The organism is Pseudoalteromonas sp. bablab_jr011, assembly GCF_016464045.1.
GTDB classification, from domain to species: domain Bacteria; phylum Pseudomonadota; class Gammaproteobacteria; order Enterobacterales; family Alteromonadaceae; genus Pseudoalteromonas; species Pseudoalteromonas lipolytica.
Window position 1 is genome coordinate 1 of sequence record NZ_JACDWU010000225.1, and the last position, 25291, is coordinate 25291.

27 protein-coding genes are annotated in these 25291 nt (G+C 41.0%); 7 read left to right on the forward strand and 20 right to left on the reverse strand.

Annotated features, from left to right (window positions below):
• The first annotated feature begins 457 nt into the window (after positions 1-457).
• Positions 458-937 carry an RNA-binding protein gene (locus JIG41_RS13260; RefSeq protein WP_036974477.1) on the forward strand — a complete coding sequence of 160 codons (480 nt, stop codon included), beginning with the start codon at positions 458-460 and terminating at the stop codon, positions 935-937.
• On the opposite strand, the gene murI is transcribed toward JIG41_RS13260, so the two are convergent.
• Positions 900-1694 carry a glutamate racemase gene (gene murI, locus JIG41_RS13265; RefSeq protein WP_036974479.1) on the reverse strand — a complete coding sequence of 265 codons (795 nt, stop codon included), beginning with the start codon at positions 1692-1694 and terminating at the stop codon, positions 900-902. The two genes, JIG41_RS13260 and murI, sit on opposite strands and share 38 nt — an antisense overlap.
• 66 nt (positions 1695-1760) lie before the next feature.
• Complete coding sequence (locus tag JIG41_RS13270) at positions 1761-2876, reverse strand: DUF5610 domain-containing protein (protein ID WP_199524905.1); 1116 nt, start codon at positions 2874-2876, stop codon at positions 1761-1763.
• A gap of 164 nt (positions 2877-3040) precedes the next feature.
• Here JIG41_RS13270 and trmA point away from each other — a divergent pair, with 164 nt between their 5' ends.
• Positions 3041-4138, forward strand: a complete 1098-nt coding sequence (gene trmA / locus JIG41_RS13275) for a tRNA (uridine(54)-C5)-methyltransferase TrmA (protein ID WP_074989843.1) — start codon at positions 3041-3043, stop codon at positions 4136-4138.
• A gap of 1 nt (position 4139) precedes the next feature.
• On the opposite strand, the gene JIG41_RS13280 is transcribed toward trmA, so the two are convergent.
• The 5 genes from JIG41_RS13280 to ccoG form a co-directional block, all read right to left on the reverse strand.
• Positions 4140-4595: a DUF523 domain-containing protein gene (locus JIG41_RS13280; protein WP_199524906.1), complete on the reverse strand. Its 456-nt coding sequence runs from the start codon at positions 4593-4595 to the stop codon at positions 4140-4142.
• A gap of 59 nt (positions 4596-4654) precedes the next feature.
• Positions 4655-5293 (reverse strand): thiol:disulfide interchange protein DsbA/DsbL, encoded by a 639-nt coding sequence (locus JIG41_RS13285; protein WP_036974485.1) that lies wholly within the window; start codon positions 5291-5293, stop codon positions 4655-4657.
• 19 nt (positions 5294-5312) lie between these two features.
• Positions 5313-5936 carry a thiol:disulfide interchange protein DsbA/DsbL gene (locus JIG41_RS13290; RefSeq protein WP_036974487.1) on the reverse strand — a complete coding sequence of 208 codons (624 nt, stop codon included), beginning with the start codon at positions 5934-5936 and terminating at the stop codon, positions 5313-5315.
• Positions 5937-5968: 32 nt separating this feature from the next.
• Complete coding sequence (locus JIG41_RS13295) at positions 5969-6943, reverse strand: serine/threonine protein kinase (RefSeq protein WP_036974489.1); 975 nt, start codon at positions 6941-6943, stop codon at positions 5969-5971.
• Positions 6944-7009: 66 nt separating this feature from the next.
• The gene (gene ccoG, locus JIG41_RS13300; RefSeq protein WP_199524907.1) at positions 7010-8428 is read right to left on the reverse strand and encodes a cytochrome c oxidase accessory protein CcoG; all 1419 of its coding nucleotides are present in this window, start codon (positions 8426-8428) and stop codon (positions 7010-7012) included.
• A gap of 281 nt (positions 8429-8709) precedes the next feature.
• On the opposite strand from ccoG, the gene JIG41_RS13305 reads away from it, so the two are divergent.
• Together JIG41_RS13305 and JIG41_RS13310 are read left to right on the forward strand one after the other, a co-directional pair.
• Positions 8710-9069, forward strand: coding sequence for a hypothetical protein (locus JIG41_RS13305; protein ID WP_199524908.1), 360 nt, complete (start codon positions 8710-8712; stop codon positions 9067-9069).
• Positions 9069-9272 carry a hypothetical protein gene (locus tag JIG41_RS13310; RefSeq protein ID WP_075593175.1) on the forward strand — a complete coding sequence of 68 codons (204 nt, stop codon included), beginning with the start codon at positions 9069-9071 and terminating at the stop codon, positions 9270-9272. The genes JIG41_RS13305 and JIG41_RS13310 overlap by 1 nt, the downstream gene beginning before the upstream one ends.
• On the opposite strand, the gene JIG41_RS13315 is transcribed toward JIG41_RS13310, so the two are convergent.
• From JIG41_RS13315 to gspC, 13 genes are all read right to left on the reverse strand, one after another.
• On the reverse strand, positions 9269-9883 hold the full coding sequence (locus tag JIG41_RS13315; RefSeq protein ID WP_036974495.1) for a UPF0149 family protein: 615 nt from the start codon (positions 9881-9883) through the stop codon (positions 9269-9271). The two genes, JIG41_RS13310 and JIG41_RS13315, sit on opposite strands and share 4 nt — an antisense overlap.
• A 23-nt stretch (positions 9884-9906) precedes the next feature.
• Complete coding sequence (locus JIG41_RS13320) at positions 9907-10665, reverse strand: type II secretion system protein N (protein ID WP_075593177.1); 759 nt, start codon at positions 10663-10665, stop codon at positions 9907-9909.
• A gap of 3 nt (positions 10666-10668) precedes the next feature.
• Positions 10669-11142: a type II secretion system protein GspM gene (gene gspM, locus JIG41_RS13325; RefSeq protein WP_036974499.1), complete on the reverse strand. Its 474-nt coding sequence runs from the start codon at positions 11140-11142 to the stop codon at positions 10669-10671.
• The gene (gspL, locus tag JIG41_RS13330; RefSeq protein WP_036974501.1) at positions 11139-12350 is read right to left on the reverse strand and encodes a type II secretion system protein GspL; all 1212 of its coding nucleotides are present in this window, start codon (positions 12348-12350) and stop codon (positions 11139-11141) included. Before gspL ends, gspM begins: the two co-directional genes overlap by 4 nt.
• Positions 12347-13339, reverse strand: coding sequence for a type II secretion system minor pseudopilin GspK (gene gspK / locus JIG41_RS13335; RefSeq protein ID WP_074989848.1), 993 nt, complete (start codon positions 13337-13339; stop codon positions 12347-12349). The genes gspL and gspK overlap by 4 nt, the downstream gene beginning before the upstream one ends.
• Positions 13336-13953 (reverse strand): type II secretion system minor pseudopilin GspJ, encoded by a 618-nt coding sequence (gene gspJ / locus JIG41_RS13340; protein WP_074989849.1) that lies wholly within the window; start codon positions 13951-13953, stop codon positions 13336-13338. Before gspJ ends, gspK begins: the two co-directional genes overlap by 4 nt.
• On the reverse strand, positions 13953-14327 hold the full coding sequence (gspI, locus tag JIG41_RS13345) for a type II secretion system minor pseudopilin GspI (RefSeq protein ID WP_036974508.1): 375 nt from the start codon (positions 14325-14327) through the stop codon (positions 13953-13955). The genes gspJ and gspI overlap by 1 nt, the downstream gene beginning before the upstream one ends.
• Complete coding sequence (locus JIG41_RS13350; protein WP_081759816.1) at positions 14327-14926, reverse strand: prepilin-type N-terminal cleavage/methylation domain-containing protein; 600 nt, start codon at positions 14924-14926, stop codon at positions 14327-14329. Before JIG41_RS13350 ends, gspI begins: the two co-directional genes overlap by 1 nt.
• A gap of 52 nt (positions 14927-14978) precedes the next feature.
• Entirely contained in the window at positions 14979-15401 is a 423-nt protein-coding gene (gene gspG, locus JIG41_RS13355; protein WP_036974512.1) for a type II secretion system major pseudopilin GspG, read from the reverse strand.
• A 75-nt stretch (positions 15402-15476) separates the two neighbouring features.
• Entirely contained in the window at positions 15477-16712 is a 1236-nt protein-coding gene (gene gspF, locus JIG41_RS13360; RefSeq protein WP_199524909.1) for a type II secretion system inner membrane protein GspF, read from the reverse strand.
• A gap of 2 nt (positions 16713-16714) precedes the next feature.
• Positions 16715-18280, reverse strand: coding sequence for a type II secretion system ATPase GspE (gene gspE, locus JIG41_RS13365; protein ID WP_036974514.1), 1566 nt, complete (start codon positions 18278-18280; stop codon positions 16715-16717).
• Positions 18273-20336: a type II secretion system secretin GspD gene (gspD, locus tag JIG41_RS13370; RefSeq protein ID WP_074989851.1), complete on the reverse strand. Its 2064-nt coding sequence runs from the start codon at positions 20334-20336 to the stop codon at positions 18273-18275. The genes gspE and gspD overlap by 8 nt, the downstream gene beginning before the upstream one ends.
• A 22-nt stretch (positions 20337-20358) precedes the next feature.
• Positions 20359-21303, reverse strand: coding sequence for a type II secretion system protein GspC (gspC, locus tag JIG41_RS13375; RefSeq protein ID WP_036974516.1), 945 nt, complete (start codon positions 21301-21303; stop codon positions 20359-20361).
• A 206-nt stretch (positions 21304-21509) separates the two neighbouring features.
• On the opposite strand from gspC, the gene hslR reads away from it, so the two are divergent.
• The 3 genes from hslR (at position 21510) to JIG41_RS13390 (ending at position 24594) form a co-directional block, all read left to right on the forward strand.
• Positions 21510-21932, forward strand: a complete 423-nt coding sequence (hslR, locus tag JIG41_RS13380; RefSeq protein WP_371915632.1) for a ribosome-associated heat shock protein Hsp15 — start codon at positions 21510-21512, stop codon at positions 21930-21932.
• A gap of 12 nt (positions 21933-21944) precedes the next feature.
• Positions 21945-22790 (forward strand): Hsp33 family molecular chaperone HslO, encoded by an 846-nt coding sequence (hslO, locus tag JIG41_RS13385; RefSeq protein WP_199524910.1) that lies wholly within the window; start codon positions 21945-21947, stop codon positions 22788-22790.
• Between the two features lie 265 nt (positions 22791-23055).
• Positions 23056-24594, forward strand: a complete 1539-nt coding sequence (locus JIG41_RS13390) for a phosphoenolpyruvate carboxykinase (protein WP_036974522.1) — start codon at positions 23056-23058, stop codon at positions 24592-24594.
• Positions 24595-25291 lie beyond the last annotated feature (697 nt).

Here is a 25291-nt window from a genome sequence, read left to right on the forward strand (position 1 = left end):
CTGTTAGAACTCAATCTGTACGAGTGCCCACACAGATGATTGCTTTATATTGTTAAAGAACAGTGCGACTTCGTCGCTAGGGATGCGTATAATACATCCTTATTTTTTAGAGTCAACACTTAATTTTAAACTTTCTTTTGAAGATTTAAAACCGAAGTTTTACTTAACTCTCTGCTACGTTTCTCAGCGTCTTTCGTTGCTGTCTCCCGTCTCAGTGGGGTCGCATTATAGGGAGATCCAAAAACAGATCAACACTTTTTTTCGATCTTTTTATCGTTCGCTCACAAAGTGAACTAAAATTACCGAAAATAACAAAAACAGTCGCAATTATGGCTGTTTTTTAAGCCAATATTCATAATTTAATGCAAATTTCATTGCTATGTTCATTTAACGCGTTAAGATAGCAAGTTCACAATGTTAAATTAATGTTTATTTCCTGTTTATTGGTAGATCAAAAATGAAATTACCCGATCAAAAATCTTTTCTTTTCTCTGTTATTCTTGCTGTATTAGGGTTTGTTATTGTTAAGTTTGCATTTTCGAGCTTAGCTTTAGACCCTGCGTTGCTATTTGGTGCAGGCTTATTAATTGGTGCTTTAGTTATTGCAGCACTCTCATCAACGGCAAGTGAGGAGGCTGAAGTAAAAACAAAAACACTTTATGTTGGCAACCTTCCTTACCGAGCGAATGAAGGTGTTGTACGCGCTTTATTTGAAGAACAAGGTAAAGTCTTTAACGTTCGTTTATTGAAAGATAAAAACACTGGTAAACGTCGTGGCTTTGGTTTTGTTGAAATGGCTGAGGCAGATGCTGACAATGCAATTAATCAATTAAATGATAGTGAGTTCCAACAACGTACTTTAAAAGTACGTGAAGCAAAACAAAAACAAGAGAACGAGTCTAATAGTTTCCGTGAGGAATCTGATCAATCAGCGTAACAAGCTCTACGCTTAATTGCTGGTGACTAATCGGAGCCGTTGCATAATAGTGCAGCGGCTTTTTTTTGTCTGTTGCTAAATTTAATTGCTGCGTTGTAATAATACTACTGACACGATTTGCAATTGCACGGCCTGAGTCAATCAATTTAACGCGTTTGTCGTAATAGTTATTTATTGCATGGGCTAATAAAGGAAAGTGTGTGCATCCGAGTACTAATACATCAATATCATCTGCAATAGCGAGTTCAGCCATTGCTTCGTTGAATTCGGCTTTGAGTAGTTTTTTACTATGAAACAGTGTTTCTGCAATTTCCACCAGCTTAGTCGAAGCGTACAAGCTCACTTTTGTACCTTGACTGTGTGTCAAAATTAACGTCTCGGTGTATTTGCTTTTTGTAGTCGCGGGCGTGGCAAGTAAACCAATGTGCTTCGTATTACTTATGGCACATGCTGGCTTTATAGCAGGCACAACCCCCACAACTTCAATACTTGTATAGTGTCGAATAACGTCTAACGCAGATGTCGATGCTGTATTGCAGGCAATCACTAATATATCAACATGCAACGCATGTGTGTCTATAAAGTGTAATAGCCCTAATAAGCGTTGAATGATTGTTTGCGAAGTTTGCGCACCATAAGGCAGAAAGGCATTATCCATAAAATAGCTATAATCTGCATTCGGGATCAAAGCCTGGATCTGTTCAAGCACAGTTGTCCCACCAATACCTGAATCAAACACCATTATATGGACTGACAAACTACTTACCTCGGATCATGAAAGGCAAGCAGTTTGCCATGTGACTATCTAAAAAGAAAGCGAAGACTAGCTCTGTTCATTGGCTGAACGTAGTGTATTCATTTGCTCGAACATCGCTTTGGTATAATCAACCAATTTACTGACTTCTTCTTTATCTTGATTTAACCATTGCAATATTCCGGCAAGTTGATTTTGCAAACCAATATCACCGGCTTTATTAAAGGCTTCTTTTAAGTCATCGTTAAAAGGGGCGACCTTTTCTGCAACTTCTTTCTCTGGCGTTGGTTTATATTCTTCGTACCCTTTTATAGCTGCAACTGTTTTGGTTTGCTTCAAATCCATCGAAAAACCGACTAGCTGCTCATTACTCAAGTTAAGCTCTTTAGCTTGTTCAAAGGCTTCATCGAGTGAGCCTGAGAAAAATGTTTCGCTAACGCCTTGTAAGTCTTCCATCAACTCGTTAATGGCCTGCTGCTCTTGCTCATTAAGATCGCCATTCACTGACATAGAAAAAGATAAGTCACGTGATTGTGACGATTCACTGACATACGCTTCGTTGTCACCGTTTTTACTGTAGCTACTAGCGGACTTGCTCTCATATGCATCTGCAAAGCTAATACTGACTTCATCACCTTCGGCTGTGGTAAATGTATATTCAGCATTATTACTTAAGCTCACGTACTGTGCTTGGCTAACCGTCACGGCATTAGGTTTAGGATTAAATAAGTCTTCTTCAAGCTCATCAATACCTTTTAAGATACCTTCTTTCGATTTTTCGATACCCTCTTCGATATCGTCATTTAAGATGCCTGATTCTTTAAGTTCATCATAGGCATCATCGATTCCCATTTGTACGCCTTTGCGTGCCTCGCCTAACATGCCTTTTAACTTTTCATCATCAGCGCCATCTGCTTTTGCTTTACGCAGCGCACCACCAACAAAATTGAGTACATTTTTAACGATCTCATCAAAATCAAACAGGGGTTTATCTTTCTTTTCTTCTGCTTTAGGTAAACCAAGTGCTTGTGCGAGTTTATCGTCGAGTACTTTTGCAGCCAGTTCGCGGCCACGTTGTTGATAGCTATCTTGACGATTTTGAATGGTAGGCTGCTGTACAGACTGTTTACCATTGTATTTATTCAAATTTGTATTAGGCATATAGCCTAGGTTGCCAATTTTCATGATCCGACTCCATTTTATGGTTACCTCATTATCGGCCAAAAATCGCATAACTTAAGTTTTTTGTATAAAAAAACGACACTAAAATAAATAACAAAACTAGACAAATCCTCTCTGCTCCCTACAATAGCGCCGACAAATAGCTAAGAGATAAAAGGTAATCAGCCATGGCGGTTATAAAAATTGATACAACTCAATATGATGCACAATTGAGTGAGAAAGAGCAGCGCATCACGTCACAGTTTAGGCGCTTTGGTGTAAACACATTAGAAGTGTTCAGCTCTGATCCAATTCACTACCGTCAACGTGCAGAGTTTAGAGTGTGGCATGAGGGCGACGATTTATTCCACATTATGTTTGATCAGCAAAGCAAAGAGAAAATTCGCGTTGATGAATTTGATCCCGCCGCGCCACTCGTTGGCGAAGTGATGCAGGTGATGATTGAAAACTTAAAAGGGTGTGAGGTACTTCGCCGCAAGTTATTCCAGATTGATTACCTCTCTAGCTTAAGTGGTGAAATTCTTGTTAGTTTGCTTTACCACAAACCTTTAAACGATGAATGGCTAATTGCGATTAAAGAGCTTAAAGCAAAATTAAGCAGCCAGTTTAAAATCGACTTTATTGGTCGTGCACGTAAGCAAAAAGAAGTGATTGGGAACGACTATGTCGTTGAACGATTAAACGTAAATGGTAAAGAACTCATTTATCAGCAAGTAGAAAATAGCTTTACTCAACCAAACGCAAAAGTAAACATTAAAATGCTGGAGTGGGCACAAGCGTTGTGTGAGCCCCTTAATAATGATTTGCTAGAGCTGTATTGTGGTAATGGTAACTTTTCAATTGCACTAGCCGGTTCATTTAACCGAGTGCTTGCGACTGAGATCTCAAAGTCATCGGTTTATTCTGCACAGTACAATATTGCTCAAAACAAAGTCGATAATTTAGATATCATTCGTATGTCGAGTGAAGAGTTTACACAAGCCATGAAAGGCGAACGTACTTTTTCACGTTTAGACGGTATTGATCTAAACAGCTATAACTGCCAAACAATTTTAGTCGACCCTCCTCGAGCGGGGATGGATACTCTTACCTGTGATTTGGTGGCGAACTACGACAACATTATCTATATCTCTTGTAATCCCGAGACATTAGAACGAGATCTTGATCACCTTTGCAAAACACACGAAGTGAAACGTTTTGCGATTTTTGATCAATTCCCCTATACACATCATATTGAGTCTGGCGTCTTTTTACAGCGTAAATAACTTATACTTTTGCCAGCGCAGCCAATAGCGCTGGCAATTGTTGTTCACTGAACACCTGTATATTATTGTCACTAAGTAACTTTGCAGTTAAACCCATTCCTCGAATCTTTTGCCCTGTGTGACTTCCATCATAAATATAATTACGTCCACATGACGGACTAGACTCTTTGAGTAGTGCGAACCGAATCCCTTGTTCTTTGCATACGCGTAATGCTTGCTGTGCACCCGCTTTAAACTCTGCGGTGACGTCATGCGCATCCTGTGTTAATACTCTACCCTGGCTAATTTCAGCAGGCGCTCTTGGTGTAGGTAGACCACCCGCAACCTCAGGACAAAAAGACACAATACGCCCTTGCTGCTTCAGTGACTCTAATCCAGGATGTAATAAGTTTTGTGATTGACCGTCATAGCGTACCGGCTTTCCTAGTAAACAACTCGACACTAAAAGATTTTTCATTTCTTCACCAAACAAAAAAGCTCCGCGAGCGGAGCTTTTAAATAATATTTTCGAGTCTCTTACTTAGCTGCTAAGTAATTAATTAGCTCAGCCATGCTTTTTGCATCGGTAATACCTGAGTCTGCACCTAAGATTAAACGATACTTACCATTCACAATAAAGGTTGGTACGCCTTTTAAGGCTCCTTTTTGTTGATAGTACTCTTGGTCGCGTTTCATTTTCGCTGCTATCGTACGTACTGAAAAACTGTTGTAGTACTTTTCAAAATCTTCAGCAGTTACACCTTGTGATACGAAAATATCTTTCATATCTGCAAGCTCATTAATACGCGCACGTTTACCATGAATGTGGTCAAAAATTGCACCAACTAACGCATCGCTATTTGGGAGTACTGTTGCTGTTGCATAACCTTGCGCAAGCACTGTTTGGATCTCAGGATCACGAGGACCAACAAAATTAACGTGATTCTTTTTAAATTTAACGCCGTCTTTAAGCATTGGCTTAAGCTCAGCAACAATTGGCTCGAAGGTATTACAGTGAGGACAGTAGAATGAAAAAAACTCGGTCACTTCAGGCTTTTTAGAAGCTCGCGCATCAATTGTTTCATAATGCTTACCTTCTTCGTATTGCGCCGCACTCGCTGTGGCAACGAAACCTAGCGTCACGGCCACAAATGCAGCTTTAACTAATTTGATCATTATTCAATCACTCCAAAAATTATTGTTCTAATAAAAACTTTACTAACGCATCAAGCTGCTCTTGGCTCTTGATGGTATTTATATTAATTTTATATTTATCATTCACGATAAAAGTCGGCACACCCGTTAACGCACCCATCTCTGAGTATTTATTCTGTTTGTCTTGCATCGCTTTTTCTGCACTGATCACAGGCATGCTAGCAATTTCAGAGTCAAACACATCGCCGCTAATACCATTTGTCGCCAATAATGCTTTCACGTCTTTAATATTTTGCAGCGGTGCACGTTGAATATGAATGCTATGAAAAATTTGGTCGGCCACTTGCTCACCTTTACCATGTTGCTTTGCAATTAGGTAAGCATAACTTAGGTTACTTTGTGTTTGTTTCGATACACCACCTAAAAAGTTAACGTGATTCTTAACAAACTCAGTGCCTTCAGGCAGCGTTGAGGCCAGTGCTTTCGCCACTGGTTCAAACTTAAAACAGTGTGGACAGTAAAATGAGAAAAACTCAGTTACTTGTGGTGTAGCACTCTTTTTAGTGTTTAGTACTTCGTATTGATTACCTGCTTCAAAGTCAGCTGCCAGTGCTGCAAAAGGTAAACATAGAATGAGTAGACTTAATTTTAATTTTTTGAACATTGTTTTCTCGTCTTTACTTATCTTTTAAAAATTTATGGTAATAATTTTAACGGTGGTTCTTGTAGCGCTGCAAGCTGTTCTTTTAACGCGAGTATTTGCTGCTCCCAGTATTTGTCTTCTGCGAACCATGAAAAGTTCCGTGGGAATGCAGGATCATCCCAACGTTTTGCTAACCACCCCATGTAATGCACCATGCGCATCGCGCGTAATGGCTCAATTAATTTCAGCTGGCTGTGGTCAAAATCACAAAACTCTTCATACGCTGCTACCAAAGTGTCTAACTGTAACAGTTGATTGTTACGATCGCCACTGAGCATCATCCATAAGTCTTGAATTGCAGGACCTTGTCTGCTGTCATCGAGGTCAACAAACATCAGTGCATCACCCGCCCACAAAATATTGCCCGCATGGCAGTCACCATGTAATCGAATTGTCTCTACATTTTTATATTGGGCTGTGGTTTCTTTAATAACCAAATCCAAAATCGTATAAAAAGCATTTTCTAATGACGTTGGCATCAAGTTACTTGCTTGTAACTGAACTTTAGCTGTCTGAAGGTATTCTTCACAACTGATCACTGGGCGATGATTAAATGAAGATGCTTTTGCAACTTGATGCATACGACCAATTAAACGGCCTAACACATCGAGTTGATCTAAGTTATCAACTTCGAAAATACGCCCGCCCACACTGGGAAATAACGCAAATAAATAGCCGTCATGCTCAAAGAGGCTTTTCCCGTCCTTTACTACGGGCGCAACGACGGGAACTTCTGCATCAGCAAGTTCAAAAGCAAACGCATGCTCTTCTAATATTTGTTCTTTGCTCCAACGCTCAGGACGATAGAATTTTACAACGTATCGGTAACCGTCTTCTGCTTTAAACTGATAAACGCGATTTTCATAGCTGTTTAAAGCAAGTAATCCTGACTCAGCATATATCCCAATACTTTCAACTGCGTCTAAAATTGAATCGGGTGTGAGGTCAACAAAGCTAAATTTACTCATAGTGTCCCATTATATAAAAAAAGCGGGAAAACCCCGCTTTTTATTGTATTTGCTCAGTGTACTGAATTATTGCGCCTTAAAGAAGTTACTAGGCTGCGAAATCTGAATATCAGGCTGCCCCTCCACCGAAAGTATAAACTCGAATTTTGTCATCGGCTTTTTCAAATCGTACGGATCAACCACTAATGACAAGGGCACGTTATAAGATTCACCTGAGGGCACAGTGAATGTTTGTTTGCCTATATATTCAAAGTTATTTAAGCCTTCCACTGTAATATTAAACGTTTGCTCGTATTGCGCTTTGTTAATCACTTTAAGCGTGTAGGTGTTTTCAACTAAGCCATTGAAGTCAACCCGGTAAAGCTGATTACGGTCGCGGATAATATCAAGCTCCATTGGTTTACGCATGGCAATATTTGCCACGAGAGCCCCGGTTAACACAACAAGGATAACAAGATAACCAATCAATTTAGGTCGCAAAGCATGCGTTTTATTTTCAGGGGTTTCTAAGTTTCGCTCTGTGGTATATGAAATGAGCCCACGTGGGTAATTCATTTTATCCATTACACCATCGCAAGCATCAATACAAGCACCACAGTTGATACATTCATATTGCAAACCGTTGCGAATATCTATCCCTGTCGGGCACACTTGTACGCATAAGTTACAATCGATACAGTCACCGAGTCCTAACTCTTTCGGATCTTGTTTACGTGAACGAGGACCACGAGATTCATCATAACTTACTGTAAAGGTGTCTTTATCAAACATGGCCGACTGAAAACGCGAATAAGGACAGATATGTAAACACATAATTTCACGCATCCACCCTGCATTGCCGTATGTACACACAGCAAACAATGCGATACACCCATAAGAATAGGCTGTGGCATCCAAAGTAAAAATATCCGGAAGTAGCTGGCGTATAGGTGTAAAGTAGCCAACAAAGGTAAACGCTGTATACAGTGAAAACAGCCACCAGCTGCTGTGTTTTGCCGTTTTACGCCAAAACTTATCAAAGTCCATGGGGCGTTGATCTAACTTCTTACGCTGGTTTGCAGTGCCTTCAAACTTTTCTTCGAACCAAATAAAAATAAATGTCCATACAGTTTGCGGACATGTGTAACCACACCAGACTCGGCCATAAAATGTGGTGACGAGGAACAGCGCAAAAGCTGCAAGCATAAGAATAAACGCAAGAATGGTTAAATCTTGTGGCCACAGAGTGAGGCCGAAGATATTAAACTTTTGGCCTACTAAATCGAACAGCACAGCTTGCTGTCCGTGGAAGTTAATCCAAGGTAAAAGCATAAATGCAAGCATGCCAACGAAACCAATTCGTCGCCTTAACAGCTGATGCAAGCCTGTTACTGCTCTTACATAAATTCGATTGCGTGGATTAAATCTATCATCATGGGAAGCGTTTTCCGGTTTTTGGATTTTTACTTCCGTTGGGATGTTTTTAACCTTAATTTGTTTATCCATCAAAATTCCTCAACGCCACTAGGAAATAAACTCAAACTGATGTTTGCAGTTAAATAGGTTATAAAGCCAATACGACAAATTAGAATGCATCTCATTTCGTTCAGAGTTTTCTGAAATTTCCAACCTATCGAAAGTATTATACTCAATCTCTCAAAAATTTCAGGGAATGATCTAAAATATGAACTTTTTAATTATTTCATCGTATATTCTTGCTTTTAAATCAGCCATTTTATTAAACTTGTCCCAATTCCTTCTTTATTTAGATCAAAGTTCTGTGTGCTATGAAAAAATTTATCATTTTAGTACTTATTATTTTAGCATTGTTCACGATTGATCACCCTTTGATCAAAGAACCCAGAGAACTGTTGTTAGGTGATGGGGTGAACGTACTTTCAGATTTTAGCCAAGTTAACCGCAGCCCCGCCGCGAATATGGCGAAGAACACGATTAAGTCACAGCTTAATTTATCGAGTTCAGAGCGTGAGTACGTCGAAGAGGCTTTTTTGAATGACGATAAACTGCAAATCTTTCATTTACATTATTGTCGTGAAAAAGATATTAACTTATATTTCTATGGTGAACGCCTAGAACGTGTTTGTAATATTGTTTCGGATGCACTTGAAGAAAGGTTAAATAAATAATGGATTTTTCTGCGCTTAATAAAAAAACCAGCGATTCATTTGCTAAACAGCGCAATATGCTAAAAAAGTTAGCAAAAGGACAGACTATGCATTGTGAAACATGCAAAGGAGTCCTTACCTTAAACCTACAGACTGAACAGCCTGGCAAAGGCATTGTTCGTTGTGCAAAAGGCTGCACAGATATTGTGTTAGAGCTTGCTTAGCCCCAGCCTTCATCATTATAAAGCTGGCTATTTACTGCAACGGCTTCGATTAACTCAGCAAAGCCTGCTGCAAACTCATTCATCACTTCATACTGCTGTTGACATAACAGCCCTTCGGTTAAACCATGCTGATTGGCAATCGATGCTATATCAGCTGAGTCGAGTATAAAGAAACACAAACTTTGCTGTGCTGTCTCAAGTGCTTCTTTTAATTCACTTGCTAGTTGTGGCGCAGCTAACAATTTAGCAATATAGCCCTGCGCCCCAAGCATAAAGCCTTGGCTCCAATGCTGACACTCTTGCATATCAAGGTACGGCTGCTGAGCAGAATTAAATTGCAAACTTACGGGTAAGCTGTATCCGGTTTCAAATACGTGTTCACTGATTTGCTGATATAGCGCCATAAATGCAAACAATACCTGCTCATCCATTTGCCCATCACAACCAGGGACAACTTGCTCAAGCCACTGATGAACATCCAATGGCTCGGGCGCACAAATAACGGCAAATAAATAACCGTGTGTTTGTGCTAACGATAGCGCGTCTTTTTGCTCAGCAAGAAAGCGTGCTAATAAGGCGCTTTGCTCTTTTGAAAACTCAGGAATTTGCATAATGCCTTCAATTAAAGTCGTGTTTATAAATTAAGTGGATAGCGTCCTTCGCTATCTGGACGCCCTAAAAACTTCGCAGCGTCATGCACTTCTTTTGGTAGACTGGCTTCTGGTTTTATATACCCTGCCACTTTAAAATCTAAATTGGCTTTTAGTACAGCATCGGCCTCAAGACCTAAGCGATTTTCAGGGTCAACCAAGACAGCTATATCGCCTGATTTACAACTAAGACGGCCGCTCAGTGGGCCAACACTAAACCAGCCATTAAGTCCTTGAACATCGATATTGGGACTGGCAATCTCACCCATTAACGTTTCACAATACGGCTGACCAGAGCTGAACTCATCGAGATCAACAATCACACGCCCTTGTGCACTAATTGGCAATGGCAGTTTTAAGCGCGCCATCGCACGCTCAACGCTCAAACGTAGTGTGGTATTTTTTACCACAACAGCTTGATTGAACAACCCATACGAAAAATCAGCATGACCCGAAATATCTGTTTTATCACGCGGATCACCAAAGCGCACCGTACCAACGAGTTTGCCCGTCAACAATGACCAGCCAGATAACTTCCACCGTACATTATTAAGTTGCTCACCATCAAAACGTACCTGCATTATGCGACCATCCCAAAGCGAACCACTGGCTTTGCCTAGTTGCAATTGTTTTGGTAAATGCGGTGCAGCTAAATCTAGTGCAATTGCAGCGGGTGTTTTTATAAGCGTAAACACCAAAAAACACATCACAAATACTGTGACTAATAAAATAATTCTTTTCATCGTCTACTTCTCTAGTACCAAACGACTGACACGAACAAAACCAGACTTATCGTCTTTACTAATGTCTAAGTTTTCAATCAGTACACCTTGTGAATTAACTAATTCATCAAGCCACTCAACCAACTTGTTAAACTCGACAGAATCGATAGTTAAACGCAGTGAATTATCATTCGGTTGCATTTTACTGATGGTGATCTGATAACGATTTCGCGTGCTATTCACAATTTGACTTAAGCTGCGGTCATTCGCTACTCGTGCACTGCCACTGGCCTTTAACTTAACAATGCTCTCATCAACCCATGCCAGCAATTCTTGTTGTTTTATCGTGTCTTGTTCTGCTTTTTCAATCGCCGCATTTAACGGCCTAAAGATTCCCATCACAAGGATAAAAATAACAAAAATCACCCCAGCGACGACAACAAGTTGTTGTTCTTGCTCTTTTAATGAACGCCAGTAACTAATTAATTGGTTTTTCATGCCGCACCTCGCAACTTAATTTCACCGACGACAAAATCACCATCATTATTTAGTGAGCCTTGATCAACCGTTAAGCCTCGCTGTTCTAAAATTGCTTTTACTTTTCCAAACGATTGGAAATCTTTACCACGTGCACGAATACGTAACTCGTTGCGGCCTTGGTCATAACGCAAAGTTTCTGGCGTGAAGTCTTTTACTTCACTAAAAATAGTCACTAAGTCATTAGTCAAATCTAAGAAACCAGCGGTACTTCCGCTATCGAGCAATGCGAGTTCATTACGAATTTGACTACGAATCAACTGTGGGCGTACTTTCTTATTAGGAAAAGCGCGCTGATAGTTAGTCACAACTTGTGCCTTCGTTTTCTCAAGTTGAGTATTTAGTTTATATAACTCAAGGGACTTAACCCCCACACTGCATACCAATGCAACCCCTGCGGCAATAGCGGCTTTTTGCCAGTATCCCCACCAAATGGCTGACTTTTTCTTTAATTGATATACACCTTGGCGTAGATTAAAACTAATTTCAGGGAGTTGTTTCGCAAATAAAGCGAGCGGTAAATCATACAGCTCCGTTTTTGCCTCAAGATTAACTGATTCAGGGAACCCGGTGGCTGGACTAAAATGTGCAACATCTGGGTGGCCCATTGCGGTCAAATAACCATCTAGCCAGTCTGTTTCAACAGCTGCAATATGCCAGTGACCTAATTTACATAACCATTGGCCATTGAGTTCAACGGTACGCAGGGTATTTTCATTGTCGACTCGAGGAAGTAATAATGCGTCAGGTAACACTTTAAATACTTCAATATCATGCTCATTGAATGTAGCAAGCCACTGCTCAAACCACTCACGATCGGTCATGGCGATATTAACCGCATGCTTTTCATCTATGAGTGTAGGCTCAGCAATCGCAATAAATAGGTCGTCGACATCACACGCGATATCTTCTTCAAGCATATAGGGCAATGCCTGCTCTAACTTACGACTCCATTTAGTCGGCAATTCAACTGTTTTTAGCTGAATTTGATCACTCGGTAAAAGAGCAACCACTTCACGGGTTTGTGCTTTTTCAGTTAACTCACCTAATTGTGCTGCACTGGCGATTTCGCCGCTCGCAATTATTTCTTGTTCTGTCGGTGAGTAAATTAGCCAACTAAGGCTATCTTGTAATGTTTGACCCGCACGGATCAACAATATTTCTGTCACTGTACGCCTCCAAATTTTCGCGCCAGTATCGTTACTTTACCATTATTGGCATGGAGTAAGGTGGTCATCGAAAAACGCAACTCTGCAAATTCAGCTTGCGTTTGTAGTTTAAAATAATCACTGTTGATGGTGAACAAGTCTTTAACAGCTTCGACGTTTTGTGCGCCTTGTTGATTAACTTGTTCAAAAAATGCGTTCATATCATCAAATCCCTCTTCAGGGCGAGACGATAATACACTTTCTGCGCCTGATAAACTGAGGCCATCAATAAGCGAGCTTAGAATAATGGCACTTTCATTAGGCAAGGTATTTACATTAATCGCTAAAAGTTCACTGTCTGGTATCACACACACAAAGGGCAATACTTTTTCCATCACTAATGGATTGAAGCCTTTAACTAAACGCAACTCTGATGTTGAAGCAAAAAAGCTGTTTGCAGTCATGTAGGGATACTTACGCGATAAGTACTCATCTTCTTCTGCACCTGAGCGATAAGTAATACTGTCTTCATCGAGCCAGTCATAGACGCTGTCAGCCATTGCCTCTTCAGACTCATCTGCGGGTAAGTCTTCAATATTCTCAAGTAAAGCTAACAATGCTTTGTGCGCTGGGTTCGTTTTATTAGCCGAGCCGGTTTGTTGCACAGGTTTTGTGCGTAAAGCATTTAAGTTCAAGCACGCTTGCAAATCCGTAATCGTGCCACTTAACGTGCCATTATCAACAGGGTAAGGAACCCCACCTTGCTGCGCCCAGACTTGCCCTAGATGAATTTTATCAGGGTCATCTTTTTTAGTTTGTTTAATCGCTTTAATCGCTAATTCTTCAGCAGCAAAAGCATACCACTTAGCTTGCTGATGACTTTGTATATTAGTACTACGCTGCACTTGCACCATCAGGTTTGCACTCATTTCGACCGCTAGCATAGCGGCTAATGCGACAATAAATAAAACAATAACAAGTGCGGCACCTTGAGAACGTTTAATCATCATGGCTGAGTACTCACTACACCTTCACCGGGCACTAAAAAGACTCGGCGAATAGGCTCTTGTTCTATTTTTTGAATGGTCACGGCAACAGCCTTCGGTAATGCAGCGGCTTGCCACTGTTCTTGCCATTCGTCTTTATCATCAAGAAATTCAAACTTCAGATCTTCAATATCTTCTAGAATAACTTGCGAACGCGGTTCCATATTATCGAGCTGATCAACATATACTCGGTATATGCGCTCTAGGTTATCATCGATAACACGATAACCAACAGCTTGTAACTCAGAGCGCGGCAGCAAGTTTATTGGATTAATCCACCCATCACGCACAAAACCAATGCCATCATATTGACTGTCAAATACATAACGCCCGGCAAGAATGTAACCTTCTTGAAAGTCTCCCGCCTCATTGCGTACTTGACGTTTCGTCATTTGGCTAAAGTCTTGGTCCATAAGACGAAATACCGTTTGAAAGCCATTAAGCTCTGCGATTGTCTCATCTGAGGCTTCTTTAGCCTTGGTGGTTGATTCTAAGATTTGATGAGTCGATAACACCACAAACGCCAAAATGCCCATTGCGACGATAACTTCAAGTAAGGTAAACCCGCGTTGCTTCACTACTTGTCACCTTTGTTTAAATAAGTAACAAGTTCATAAATGGGGTATTCTAGTTTTTCGTCAGCAAACACATTAATAGTGACTTTTACGAAGCTTTTATCTGCCGTAGCAACGACATCTTGACGCCAATACCACTCATAACCGGCCAGTGTTTCACTGCCTTTAGTGCCATTTTTGCCCGCCCACTTATCACCTTTTGTTCGCTGCTCAACTATGACATTTTCAGCAACCCATGATGCATATGTTTGCTCTTCAATCGTCGACAAGTGATTGATGTGTTCACCCGTTGCCTGCATTGCAGCAATACCCGCCATGGCACAAATAGCCAAAGCGACCATGACTTCAAGTAAAGTGAAACCCGCTGACTTAGTCATTACTCTGGCTCCATACGAAGTTTAACAGGAGCCATGAACTCGCCTTCGATAAAATACTGCGGTTCACGCTCCTCTTTCAGCTCATACACTAACTGAAAAGCACTGACTTCTCCTGAAGAAAGGATCAGTACCTGTGGAATCTTTAACTTTTTAAGTTCTAATAAACTATCTTCGTCACCGCCGCTCATCAATTCACGCCAGTTCGATTGCTCAAGTAAGTTATCTTGTGCCCATGCCAAATCTTCGAGATTCAAGGTTAATTTAAAATCTTCGTCTACTTTAATAGGCGCAAACAATTTTTCACGATCGAAGGTGACCCACTTTTCACCATCAAATACTAAAAATTCAAATACATTTTGATCTAAATGAAAGCCTAACTCGACCTGATTTAAGATGGCAAATTCAGATGCCATATTAATCGTGGTGTGTAATCTGAGCGCTTGTTTTTCTAATTTTTCTTCTGCACCACCATCAAAACTGTAGGCCACCATTTTAGTGACAAACCCTATCACCACAAGCACCATTAATATTTCGATGAGGCTAAAACCTTTTGCGTGCTTAGCACGCCCAGCCAAACGTAAACGATTAAGGCTTACCATAATAGTAAGCCTTGATGTGTATAAAAGGTAAACATCTGGCTGAGTTTACGCATTATTGCTTTTCTTCATCCCAGTTACCGATGTCATCATCGGTGCCAGCTTCGCCATCTGGACCCATTGAAAAAATATCAATTTTACCAATTTCTCCTGGGCTAATTAGTTGGTACGGATTGCCCCATGGATCTTCAGGTAACTTTTCAATAAAACCACCATCTGGAAAACGTTTTGGAACCGGCTCGATGCTCGTTTTAGTAACAAGCGCTTCTAGACCCTGTTCTGTAGTTGGATAGGCTTTATTCTTCAGCTTATAAAGGCTCAACGCATCTTCAATTTGTTGAATATCTAGGTGTGCTTTGTCGATCGCTGCCTCTTCTTGTTGGCCCATAATGTTTGGTGCCACAATTGACATAATCATACCGATGATAACCAGTACCACCATGACTTCTAATAATGAGAAACCTGACTGTTTGTTCACAAAAATACCTCTAATTTTCTTCAATAATTTATTATAAAGCGACAGCTACTGGCTGTTGCTCTACCGTTCCCTAATTTAAAGTCCTACTGCCTTATTCATTGCCATAATTGGCTGCAGTATTGCCATAACAATAAACAAGACAATGACCGCCATTGATGCAATCATCGCTGGCTCTAAAAGTTTTAAAGACACGTTGACCATGCTTTCAAACTCACGATCTTGATTATTTGCTGCTCGCTCAAGCATTTGCTCAAGTTCACCTGACTTTTCGCCACTTGCGATCATGTGCAGAATCATAGGTGGAAAAAGTTTCGTTTGTTGTAAAGCAGCACGAAGGCTCGCCCCTTCACTGACTCGGGTGGCCGCATCTTGCACCGATTTTTTCATTTTCTCATTAACCAATACCCCACCAGAGATACGCATACCTTCGAGTAAGGGAACGGAGCTTGAAGATAAAATACTTAACGTGCGTGCGAATCGAGCGGTATTCACCCCTCTCGCGACTTTACCTATACCAGGCAAGTAAAGTACTTTTTCATCAAACCAGTAACGAATTTTTGGTCGTTTGAGTGCATGCTTAATTCCCACTGAGAGTGCAGTGATAATTATTAAACTAATAAACCAATAATTTTGTACAAAGTTACTGGCTGCCATAACCCACTCTGTCGTCCAAGGAAGTACTTGTTTTGACTTTTCGAATGTTTTTAATATTTTGGGAACCACCGTGCCCAATAACACTGAAACAATTGCGATAGCAAACACAACAAGAATGATTGGATATACCATCGCTTGTGTTATTTGACTACGCATATGCTGACGTTGTTCCGTGTAATCAGCTAAACGATTTAATACTTGATCTAAGTGGCCCGATTTTTCACCGGCAGCCACCATGGCACGATATAAATCATCAAATACATGCGGAAACTCACTCATACCATCTGCGAGTGTGTAGCCTTCAACAACTTTTGAGCGTACAGACATGAGCATACGTTTTAAACGCGGTTTTTCACATTGCTCAGCGACGGCCATTACCGCCCCTTCGACAGGTAATGCTGACTGAATTAAGGTGGCAAGTTGACGAGTAATCAGCGCTAAATCTGAGGTCGATATTTTTGGTTTGAAAAAACCGCTAAATAATGACTTTTTAGCCCCTTTAACTTGCTTTTCACCCTCTGCGGCAGCGACAACCTCTAAAGGCATCAGGCCTTGGTCACGTAATGTTTGACGTATTTGCTTTACCGTATCGGCTTCAAGAATGCCTTTTTTCTCTTTACCTTTACCATCCAGGGCGCGGTACTCAAATGCAGCCATAATTAACCTTCCTCACGCGTTACACGCAAGACTTCTTCTAAGGTTGTACGGCCTGCCAACACACGGCTACAGCCATCTTGACGAATACTTGGGCTACGAGTACGAATGTACTTTTCAACACTTTGTTCGCCTTTACCGCTGTGGATCATTTCACGAATAGCCTCATCAACAACCAGTAATTCATGAATCCCCGTACGGCCACGATAACCATTAAAGTTACACTCTTCACAGCCTACAGCACGGTAAATCGTCGGTGGCTCAGCAGGGTTAACACCTAATAACTGGCACTCTCGCTCGTCGGCGACATGCCCTTCTTTACAGCTATTGCATAAAGTACGCACTAGACGTTGTGATAACACACCCAGCAAAGAAGAAGACAACAGGAAAGGTTCTACTCCCATATCTTCCATACGGGTAATCGCACCCGCAGCGGTATTGGTATGTAAAGTCGACATAACTAAGTGACCCGTTAACGACGCTTGCACACCGATTTGTGCGGTTTCAAGGTCTCGGATCTCCCCCACCATGACGACATCAGGGTCTTGACGTAAAATTGCACGCAATCCCCGCGCAAAGGTCATATCTACTTTGGTGTTTACTTGTGTTTGACCAATCCCAGGTATTTCGTACTCAATCGGGTCTTCAACCGTCAAAATATTACGGTCACGTGAGTTTATTTGACTCATCCCCGCATACAAAGTGGTACTTTTACCAGAACCTGTGGGACCAGTTACCAAAATAATACCGTGAGGCTTACTGATGAGATCAGCGAACAATTCGCGATTTCGCTCGGTCATCCCCAAATCTTCAAGATTTAAGCGCGCATTATTTTTATCAAGTAAACGCAGTACAACACGCTCACCAAAACTTGATGGCATCGTTGATACACGCACATCAACAGCACGTCCAGCAATACGTAAACTTATACGCCCATCTTGTGGAATACGCTTTTCTGCAATATCGAGCTTTGCCATAACCTTAATACGTGACACGAGTAAGGATGCAAGTTTACGATTTGGTTTTAAAACTTCTTTTAAGACACCGTCTACCCTAAAGCGAATTACTAACTCTTGCTCAAAGGTTTCAATGTGAATATCTGAAGCACCCTCTTTAATTGCCTCACTGAGCATGGCATTAATGAGTTTAATAATAGGTGCGTCATCATCCCCTGCGAGTAAGTCTTCTGTTTGCGGTAGTTCATCCGCTAAAGAAAATAAGTCAACTTCGTTGCCAATATCTTCCATCATTTGCTGTGTTTCAGAACTATCGCGTTGATAAGAAGCCTCAAGTAACAGCTCAAATTTGTCGTCTGGCAACTGCTCGAGTGAAAAACCACGCCCCGCAATACGACGTACTTCAAGTAAAGCCGTTACGTCTAATTCGCCGCGATAGAAAACAGTCCAATTATCACCATTTTTACTTAGCAAGACACCAGCACGACGCGCATATGAAAACGGTAAGCGCTTTGCAGGCAAGCTAACAAGATCATCACTTGTTAAGAGCTCATCATGGTCAATAGACGCACTCTGCGCTAACTCGTCATTAATCTCTGTAATTGCATCAGTCATCTTTACGATCATCTGCGTTTTGTTGTTTCAGGTATTCTTCATACGTTGGCGGTAATACCAATGCATCATTCCATTCTGGTAAGATTGGCATATCAGTTAATGGCATTAAATCAATCCCATCTTCTTTTTGTTTATGCTGCTCACCACGGATGAAGTTATATTTTGAATGACTTAACTTATTCATGCTCATACCATCACGAACAATCGTCGGACGAATAAATACAATTAAGTTACGCTTGCGCTTACTGGTACTGGTTGAACGGAATAAGTGCCCTAAAATAGGAATGTCACCTAACAATGGAACTTTCGAGACACTTTCTTGTACGTCTTCATCAATTAAACCGCCTAACACGACCATGCCACCATCATCGGCCATAACGGTGGTTTTAATCGCACGCTTATTCACTGAGATATCGACTGAAGTTGCACCACTTACGCCAGAGACTTCTTGCTCAATCGTTAACTGAACCGCCGAGCCATCATTAATTTGTGGTGTTACTTTGAGTTTCACACCCACTTCTTGACGCTCAACCGTTTGGAATGGGTTAGAGTTATTTGAACCCGTTTGTGACCCAGTGATAATTGGTACTTCTTGACCAACGATCATCGACGCTTCTTCGTTATCCATGGTGGTGACAGAAGGCGTTGCAAGAATATTTGAATTGGTATCTGTTGAAACGGCTTGGATAATCGCACCCCAGTCATTTTTCACAATACCCATTGCAAGACCGTTAATACCACCGAGTAACGCACCAAGTGGCCCTAAGTCACCTTCCTGTGTCTCTGAGGTATTTGTAACATTACCGGTTTCTGTACCAACAACCGTCCCTTGAATCGTTTTATCACGTGCTTGCTCTGCCGCAACAGCCAATGAGCCAACAGGCACTGTTGTGCCGTTGTTAAACTGCATCATTCCGCCTTGCTCTGAAATCCATTGCAAACCAAAGTTAATGCCATCGGCCTCAAGAACCTCAACAATAATTGCCTCAACTAGCACCTGTGCACGACGAATATCTAAGCGCTCAATAACTTGCTCAAGTGAGCGCATCGTATCTGGCTGGGCTGTAATAACCAACGAGTTTGAATCAGGGTGCGCTTCTATGCTTGTTTCGTTCTGACTGCGTGAACGAGCTTTCGTTGCGCCACCTTGGCCATCTTCAGCGAGTGTTTTACTCACACCTTGCAATACTTTTACTAAATCTTCTGCTTTTGCATAATTTAAGTAAATGACCTTGGTATTACCTTGATTCTCCAGCTCATTGTCTAAGCGGCTGATTAACTCAACAGCACGCGTACGGGCCTGCGCCTCACCACTAACAATCACACTGTTAGTACGACCATCGGCAACCACTTTCGGAATCAAAAATTCAGGGATGCTGCCTTTACCACTATCTTTATAAATATTGTCAACAACAGAGACAACATCATCCGCTGTAGCAAACTTAAGTTGAACAATATCAACTCGCTTATCACCGGCTTGGTCAACTGAACGGATGATTTCAACTAAACGATTTACAGAGGCAGCGTGGCCGGTAAGCATCATTACGTTAGCGGCGTTGAAGTTAGCAACATGCCCCCCGTCTTTTTGATCGCTAAACTGACGAACTAACGGACCTAACTCTTGTACGCTTACATTCTTAACTCGCACAACACGCGTGACCATCATATCGCCACTGGCTTGGTTATCTTCCGTCACTAAAGGGACGTTCGATTTTTTAGCGTCAGAGCTTTTCTCAATTTTAAGAATGCCGTTATCCATCTCAACAGCTGAATAACCGTATACTTCTAATACATTTAAGAAAAATTGATAGTACAGCTTCTCATCCATTAACTCATAACTGCGCACATTAACTTTGCCGCGCACGTTCGGATCGATGATCACTGTTTTATTGAGATTTTTACCCACAATATTAATGAACTCATTAATATCGGTGCCTTTAAAGTTTGCAGCATACTCAACAGCCGAAACTGAGAGCGATAATCCTGTTAATAAAAAAAGCGCTGCATACTTAGCTAACCCTTTTTTGATTTTTGTGAGGTGTAGCGCGTGAACCATTCTATAAAAACTCCAAAGCTAATTATTGCAGGCTAAATTGCACATCAATTTGCTCACCATCACGCTCGATAGTGATACTTGCATCAGTACTATTACGTAATTCATTTATTGCTGACATTGCCTGTTTTAAATCATTTAATTGATAGCCATTAATCGCAATGGCTAAATCATTATTCATTAATCCCATCTGCTTAAATAATGCCGGGTCTTTACCAGGGCTTAAGCGATAACCCACCAGTTCACCGTCGACCATCGCTTGCGATACACGAATGTAGTCGAATAATTTACCAGGGTCGTTTAATACTTCTTCACGCGTTTCAATAATCGCTTCTTTGACTTCTTGATCTTCAGTCGCATTGATTTCATTGTCCGCATCGATATCCTGAGGACCTTCTTCTAATTCTGGCTCTTGTTGCTCAGCCAAAACAGGCATAGAAACTGTTTTTGTAAAATCGAGTCCATCAAGCATTAATGTTTCAAAGCGACCACTTACATCCAAAATAACACGATCAGGTAAGACTTGTGCGAGCTTCGCTCGAGTGCCTTGAATTACATCATCAACAACATACGTTTCTTGTTTTCCTTGAGACTCTATTATAGCCAAACCAGCTTGATCGTTTTGGCTAACAGCCACGATACCCGTTAGATTAATACTTAAACGAGTTTCAGGGGCATTGTTAATAACTTGCGTTTGCTTTGCGGCAGGTTTTTTAGCTTCAACAACCACTTTACCGAATAAATGTTGTTCAAGAATTTGTCGTGAATTGACTGTTTCGATGCGTTTCGCAGTCATCGTTGTTCGACTTGCGGGCAGTGCTTTTGTATCAGGTTCAGGCCACAACAACCAGAACAACTTCGAGGATAAAAAGGCAATATAAACAACAACTAACAGCACAACTAATGCACTTAGCTTGGCATGAGGTAAGCCGTTTAAAAACTGTCTAACTTGTTGTAAGTGTTGATCCATATATTCTATTTCTTATTTTAATTTACTGCTTTATAGCAGGCCTATAGTACCTTTTCATTTTTCATTCAACAAGCACACGTATATTAAACTTTGTAAACAAGGTCGTTTCGACTAACAGGGGTACCAAGGAAAAACTTTGACTGTTTCTTTATGATTAAGTTTCATGGTAAATTTTGCCTATACTCTAGCAGCTTTAAAAGAGCACAATTGTGTCAAAAGGTAACACTCAGCAGTCAAAAAACAGTCAAGACGAATTAAACGTCCGCCTTGATAAATGGTTATGGGCTGCCCGTTTCTATAAAACCCGCTCTGTTGCGCGAGACATGGTGCAAGGCGGTAAAGTGCATTATAATGGTCAACGAACAAAGCCCAGTAAAATCGTCGAGGTGGGCGCAGTCATAAAACTGCTGCAAGGAGTCGACGAAAAGGTAGTGACAATAGTGAAGGTCCTTGATAAACGTCAAAGTGCCCCCATTGCACAGACCTTATACCAAGAAACTCAAGCAAGTATTGAAAAGCGCGAAGCAAATGCAATCGCAAGAAAGAATAACAGCTTCTTTGCTCCACATCCTGATAGAAAGCCTGATAAAAAGCAAAGACGTGAACTGTTAAAAATGAAATCAAGTTAGGTAATGTAACACATGCAACAAGATTTACTTCATCGTTATATATTTGATCAACTCGATGTACGTGGTGAACTCGTACAAATTGAAAACACCTATCAAGAGATGATCGCCAACCATAATTACCCAGCTCCTGTTCAGGCACTCTTAGGTGAGTTGCTTGTTGCAACTTGCTTATTAACAGCCACCTTAAAGTTTGAAGGTGAAATTGCCGTACAGCTACAAGGTGATGGCCCTGTGAAATATGCTGTTATTAATGGTGATGATAAGCAAAATATGCGTGGTATTGCTCGCCTGCAAGGTGAAGTTCAAGGTAGTACTATTAAAGACTTGATTGGTAACGGTTATATGGTTATCACGATAACGCCAACAAAAGGTGAGCGTTATCAAGGTATTGTTCCGCTTGAACACGACACCTTAGATAAATGCCTCGAAAGCTACTTTGAGCAATCAGAACAATTGAAAACCCGTCTTTGGTTTGCGACTGAAATCACCGCAGGCTCAGCAAAAGCAGCCGGCTTATTCTTACAAGTTTTACCGGTAAATAAAGATAAGTCAGTAGAAGACTTCACTCACCTTGAAGCAATCAGTAATACCATTAAAGATGAAGAGTTACTTAATCTTGATGCTAATACTGTTCTTACTCGTCTGTATCATGAAGATAACCCTAAATTGTTCGAACCACAAAGTATCAATTTCCGTTGTGGCTGTAGCAGAGACAAGACAATTGCAGCATTAGTCAATATTGGTCAAGATGCTTTATTAGATGATGTAAAAGAAAAAGGTGAAGTTAAAATTAGCTGTCATTATTGCTTAAAAGATTACGTTTTTAACGAGCAGGATATTAAAGCAATTTTTAACTAAATGACCACTTAATAGTATTATTATATTAAAAGCCGCATTTGTTGCGGCTTTTTTCTTAATTTTTATGATACCGGTGTCATGAAAAAGCCCCATTTTATGACACCGGTATCATTGAAATTATTCATGTTTTTTACCAAATATATGTGTTTTTAGCCCCTTCAGACACTCGAATATCCCTAATCCTTCTGTTACTATTATTTCAGCTTAAGGGAAAACAAGAACCCCAGAGCTATCCCGTTCAATCTCACACAATTTAGGTATAAACATGACTGCAAACGCTACTCGTTTTGTCGATCTTACTGCAGCTGAACTAGTCGAACACGCGATTCGTCGTGGCGAAGGGACTTTAGCCGCTAATGGTGCATTTGTTGCTAACACTGGTCGTCGTACTGGCCGTTCTCCAAAAGACCGTTTTATTGTTCAAGAGCCAAGCACTGAAAACGAAATCCAATGGGGTAACGTAAACCGCCCATTCGATGCAGACAAGTTTGATGCATTATGGGCTCGTGTAGAAGCTCATGTACAAAGCAACGACCACTTCATCTCTCACCTAGAAGTTGGCGCTGATCCTGAGCACTATTTACCAGTCGTTGTAACAACAGAAACTGCATGGCATCACATTTTTGCCAAAAACATGTTTATCGAACCTGAAACTTATAATGCATCTGATTTACCTCAGTGGCAGGTAATGAATGTTCCTTCATTTGTTTGTGACCCTGAACGTGATGGCACAAATAGCGATGGCACAGTAATCATTAACTTTGCACAACGCAAAGTGCTATTGGCTGGTATGCGTTATGCCGGTGAAATGAAAAAATCAATGTTCTCTGTACAGAACTTCCTATTACCTGCGAAAGGTGTATTACCAATGCACTGTTCAGCTAACGTAGGTGAAGCAGGTGACACAGCATTGTTCTTCGGTTTATCTGGCACTGGTAAAACAACACTATCTGCGGATCCGACACGTTTCCTTATCGGTGATGACGAGCATGGTTGGGCGCCTGGTAGCGTATTTAATATCGAAGGCGGTTGCTACGCTAAATGTATCGACCTTTCACAAAAGAACGAACCCGTTATTTGGAATGCAATCCGTTTTGGTACTATCTTAGAAAACGTTGTACTTGATGAAAACCGCGTACCGGATTTCCATGACACAAGTTTAACTCAAAATAGCCGTGCAGCTTACCCACTAGAGCACGTAGAAAAACGTAAAGTTGAAAACCGTGCCGGTGAGCCAAAAGCCGTTGTTTTCTTAACATGCGACGTGAGTGGTGTATTACCACCTGTATCAGTGTTAACAGAAGAAGCAGCAGCATATCACTTCCTAAGTGGTTACACTGCAAAAGTAGGTTCAACTGAAATCGGTTCAACTAGCGATATCGAATCAACATTCTCAACGTGTTTTGGTGCGCCTTTCTTCCCTCGTCCTGCAGGTGTATACGCAGAGCTTCTTATGAAGCGTGTACGTGAATTTGGCGCTAAAGTATTCCTAGTAAACACAGGTTGGACTGGTGGTCCTTACGGTACAGGTAAACGCTTTGACATCCCAACAACACGTGCAGTAGTTGACGCTATTGTTTCAGGTAAGTTGTCAGATGTTGAAACACAACACATCGACGTATTAAACCTAGACGTCCCTGTTGCTGTACCAGGTGTTGATAGCAAGCTTCTTAACCCAATCAACACATGGGAAGACAAAGAAAAATACGCAGAATATGCAAACAAACTTGCATCTGACTTCACTGAAAACTTCGCGAAATACGATGTTTCGGAAGCAATCAAATCTGCAGGTCCAAAAGCTTAATTTATAAGCCTTCCTAAATACTAAACGCCAGCATCATGCTGGCGTTTTTATTTGCGCTGTAATTCGTCTAGCTCAATGTGATGCCGTTAGTTATTAATGAGAGACGGATAGCGTGAGCTGAAGTAATCCATTTTAGAGGCGGCACTCCTCTCCTACATTGATCAATAGATCGTGATTAACAAGCGTAGCCGTGAATGTCTGTGGTTATATATGAAGGGCATAATCAGATACTTCGGCACTCAAGTACCTCCTACTACGCGCTAATTAGGTTAGCGTAAAGTGAAGCAGCCCATTTTAGAGCCCTTCAGTCTTGTCATCATGATTAAACAACGTTAGAACTGTGATTGAACATCGTGATTAAGAAGGGTAGGAACGGCTTTAGCCGTCAATGTCAGTGGTTATGTATGAAGGGCATAATCAGATACTTTCGGCACTAAAGTACCTCCTACTAAGCTCTAATTATTTGAGCCAGAAGTGAAATGAGTGATTAAAGAGAACCCTCATTCTCCACTACTGTCATCATGATTAAACAACGTTAGAACCGTGATTGAACATCGTGATTAAGAAGCGTGGGAACGGCTTTAGCCGTGAATGTCAGGGGTTATGCATGAAGGGCATATCAGACACTTCGGCACTAAAGTGCCTTATATGGACTCCTCCTATTGCACAATACCCTTCGTTAATTTTGTTAGACTGC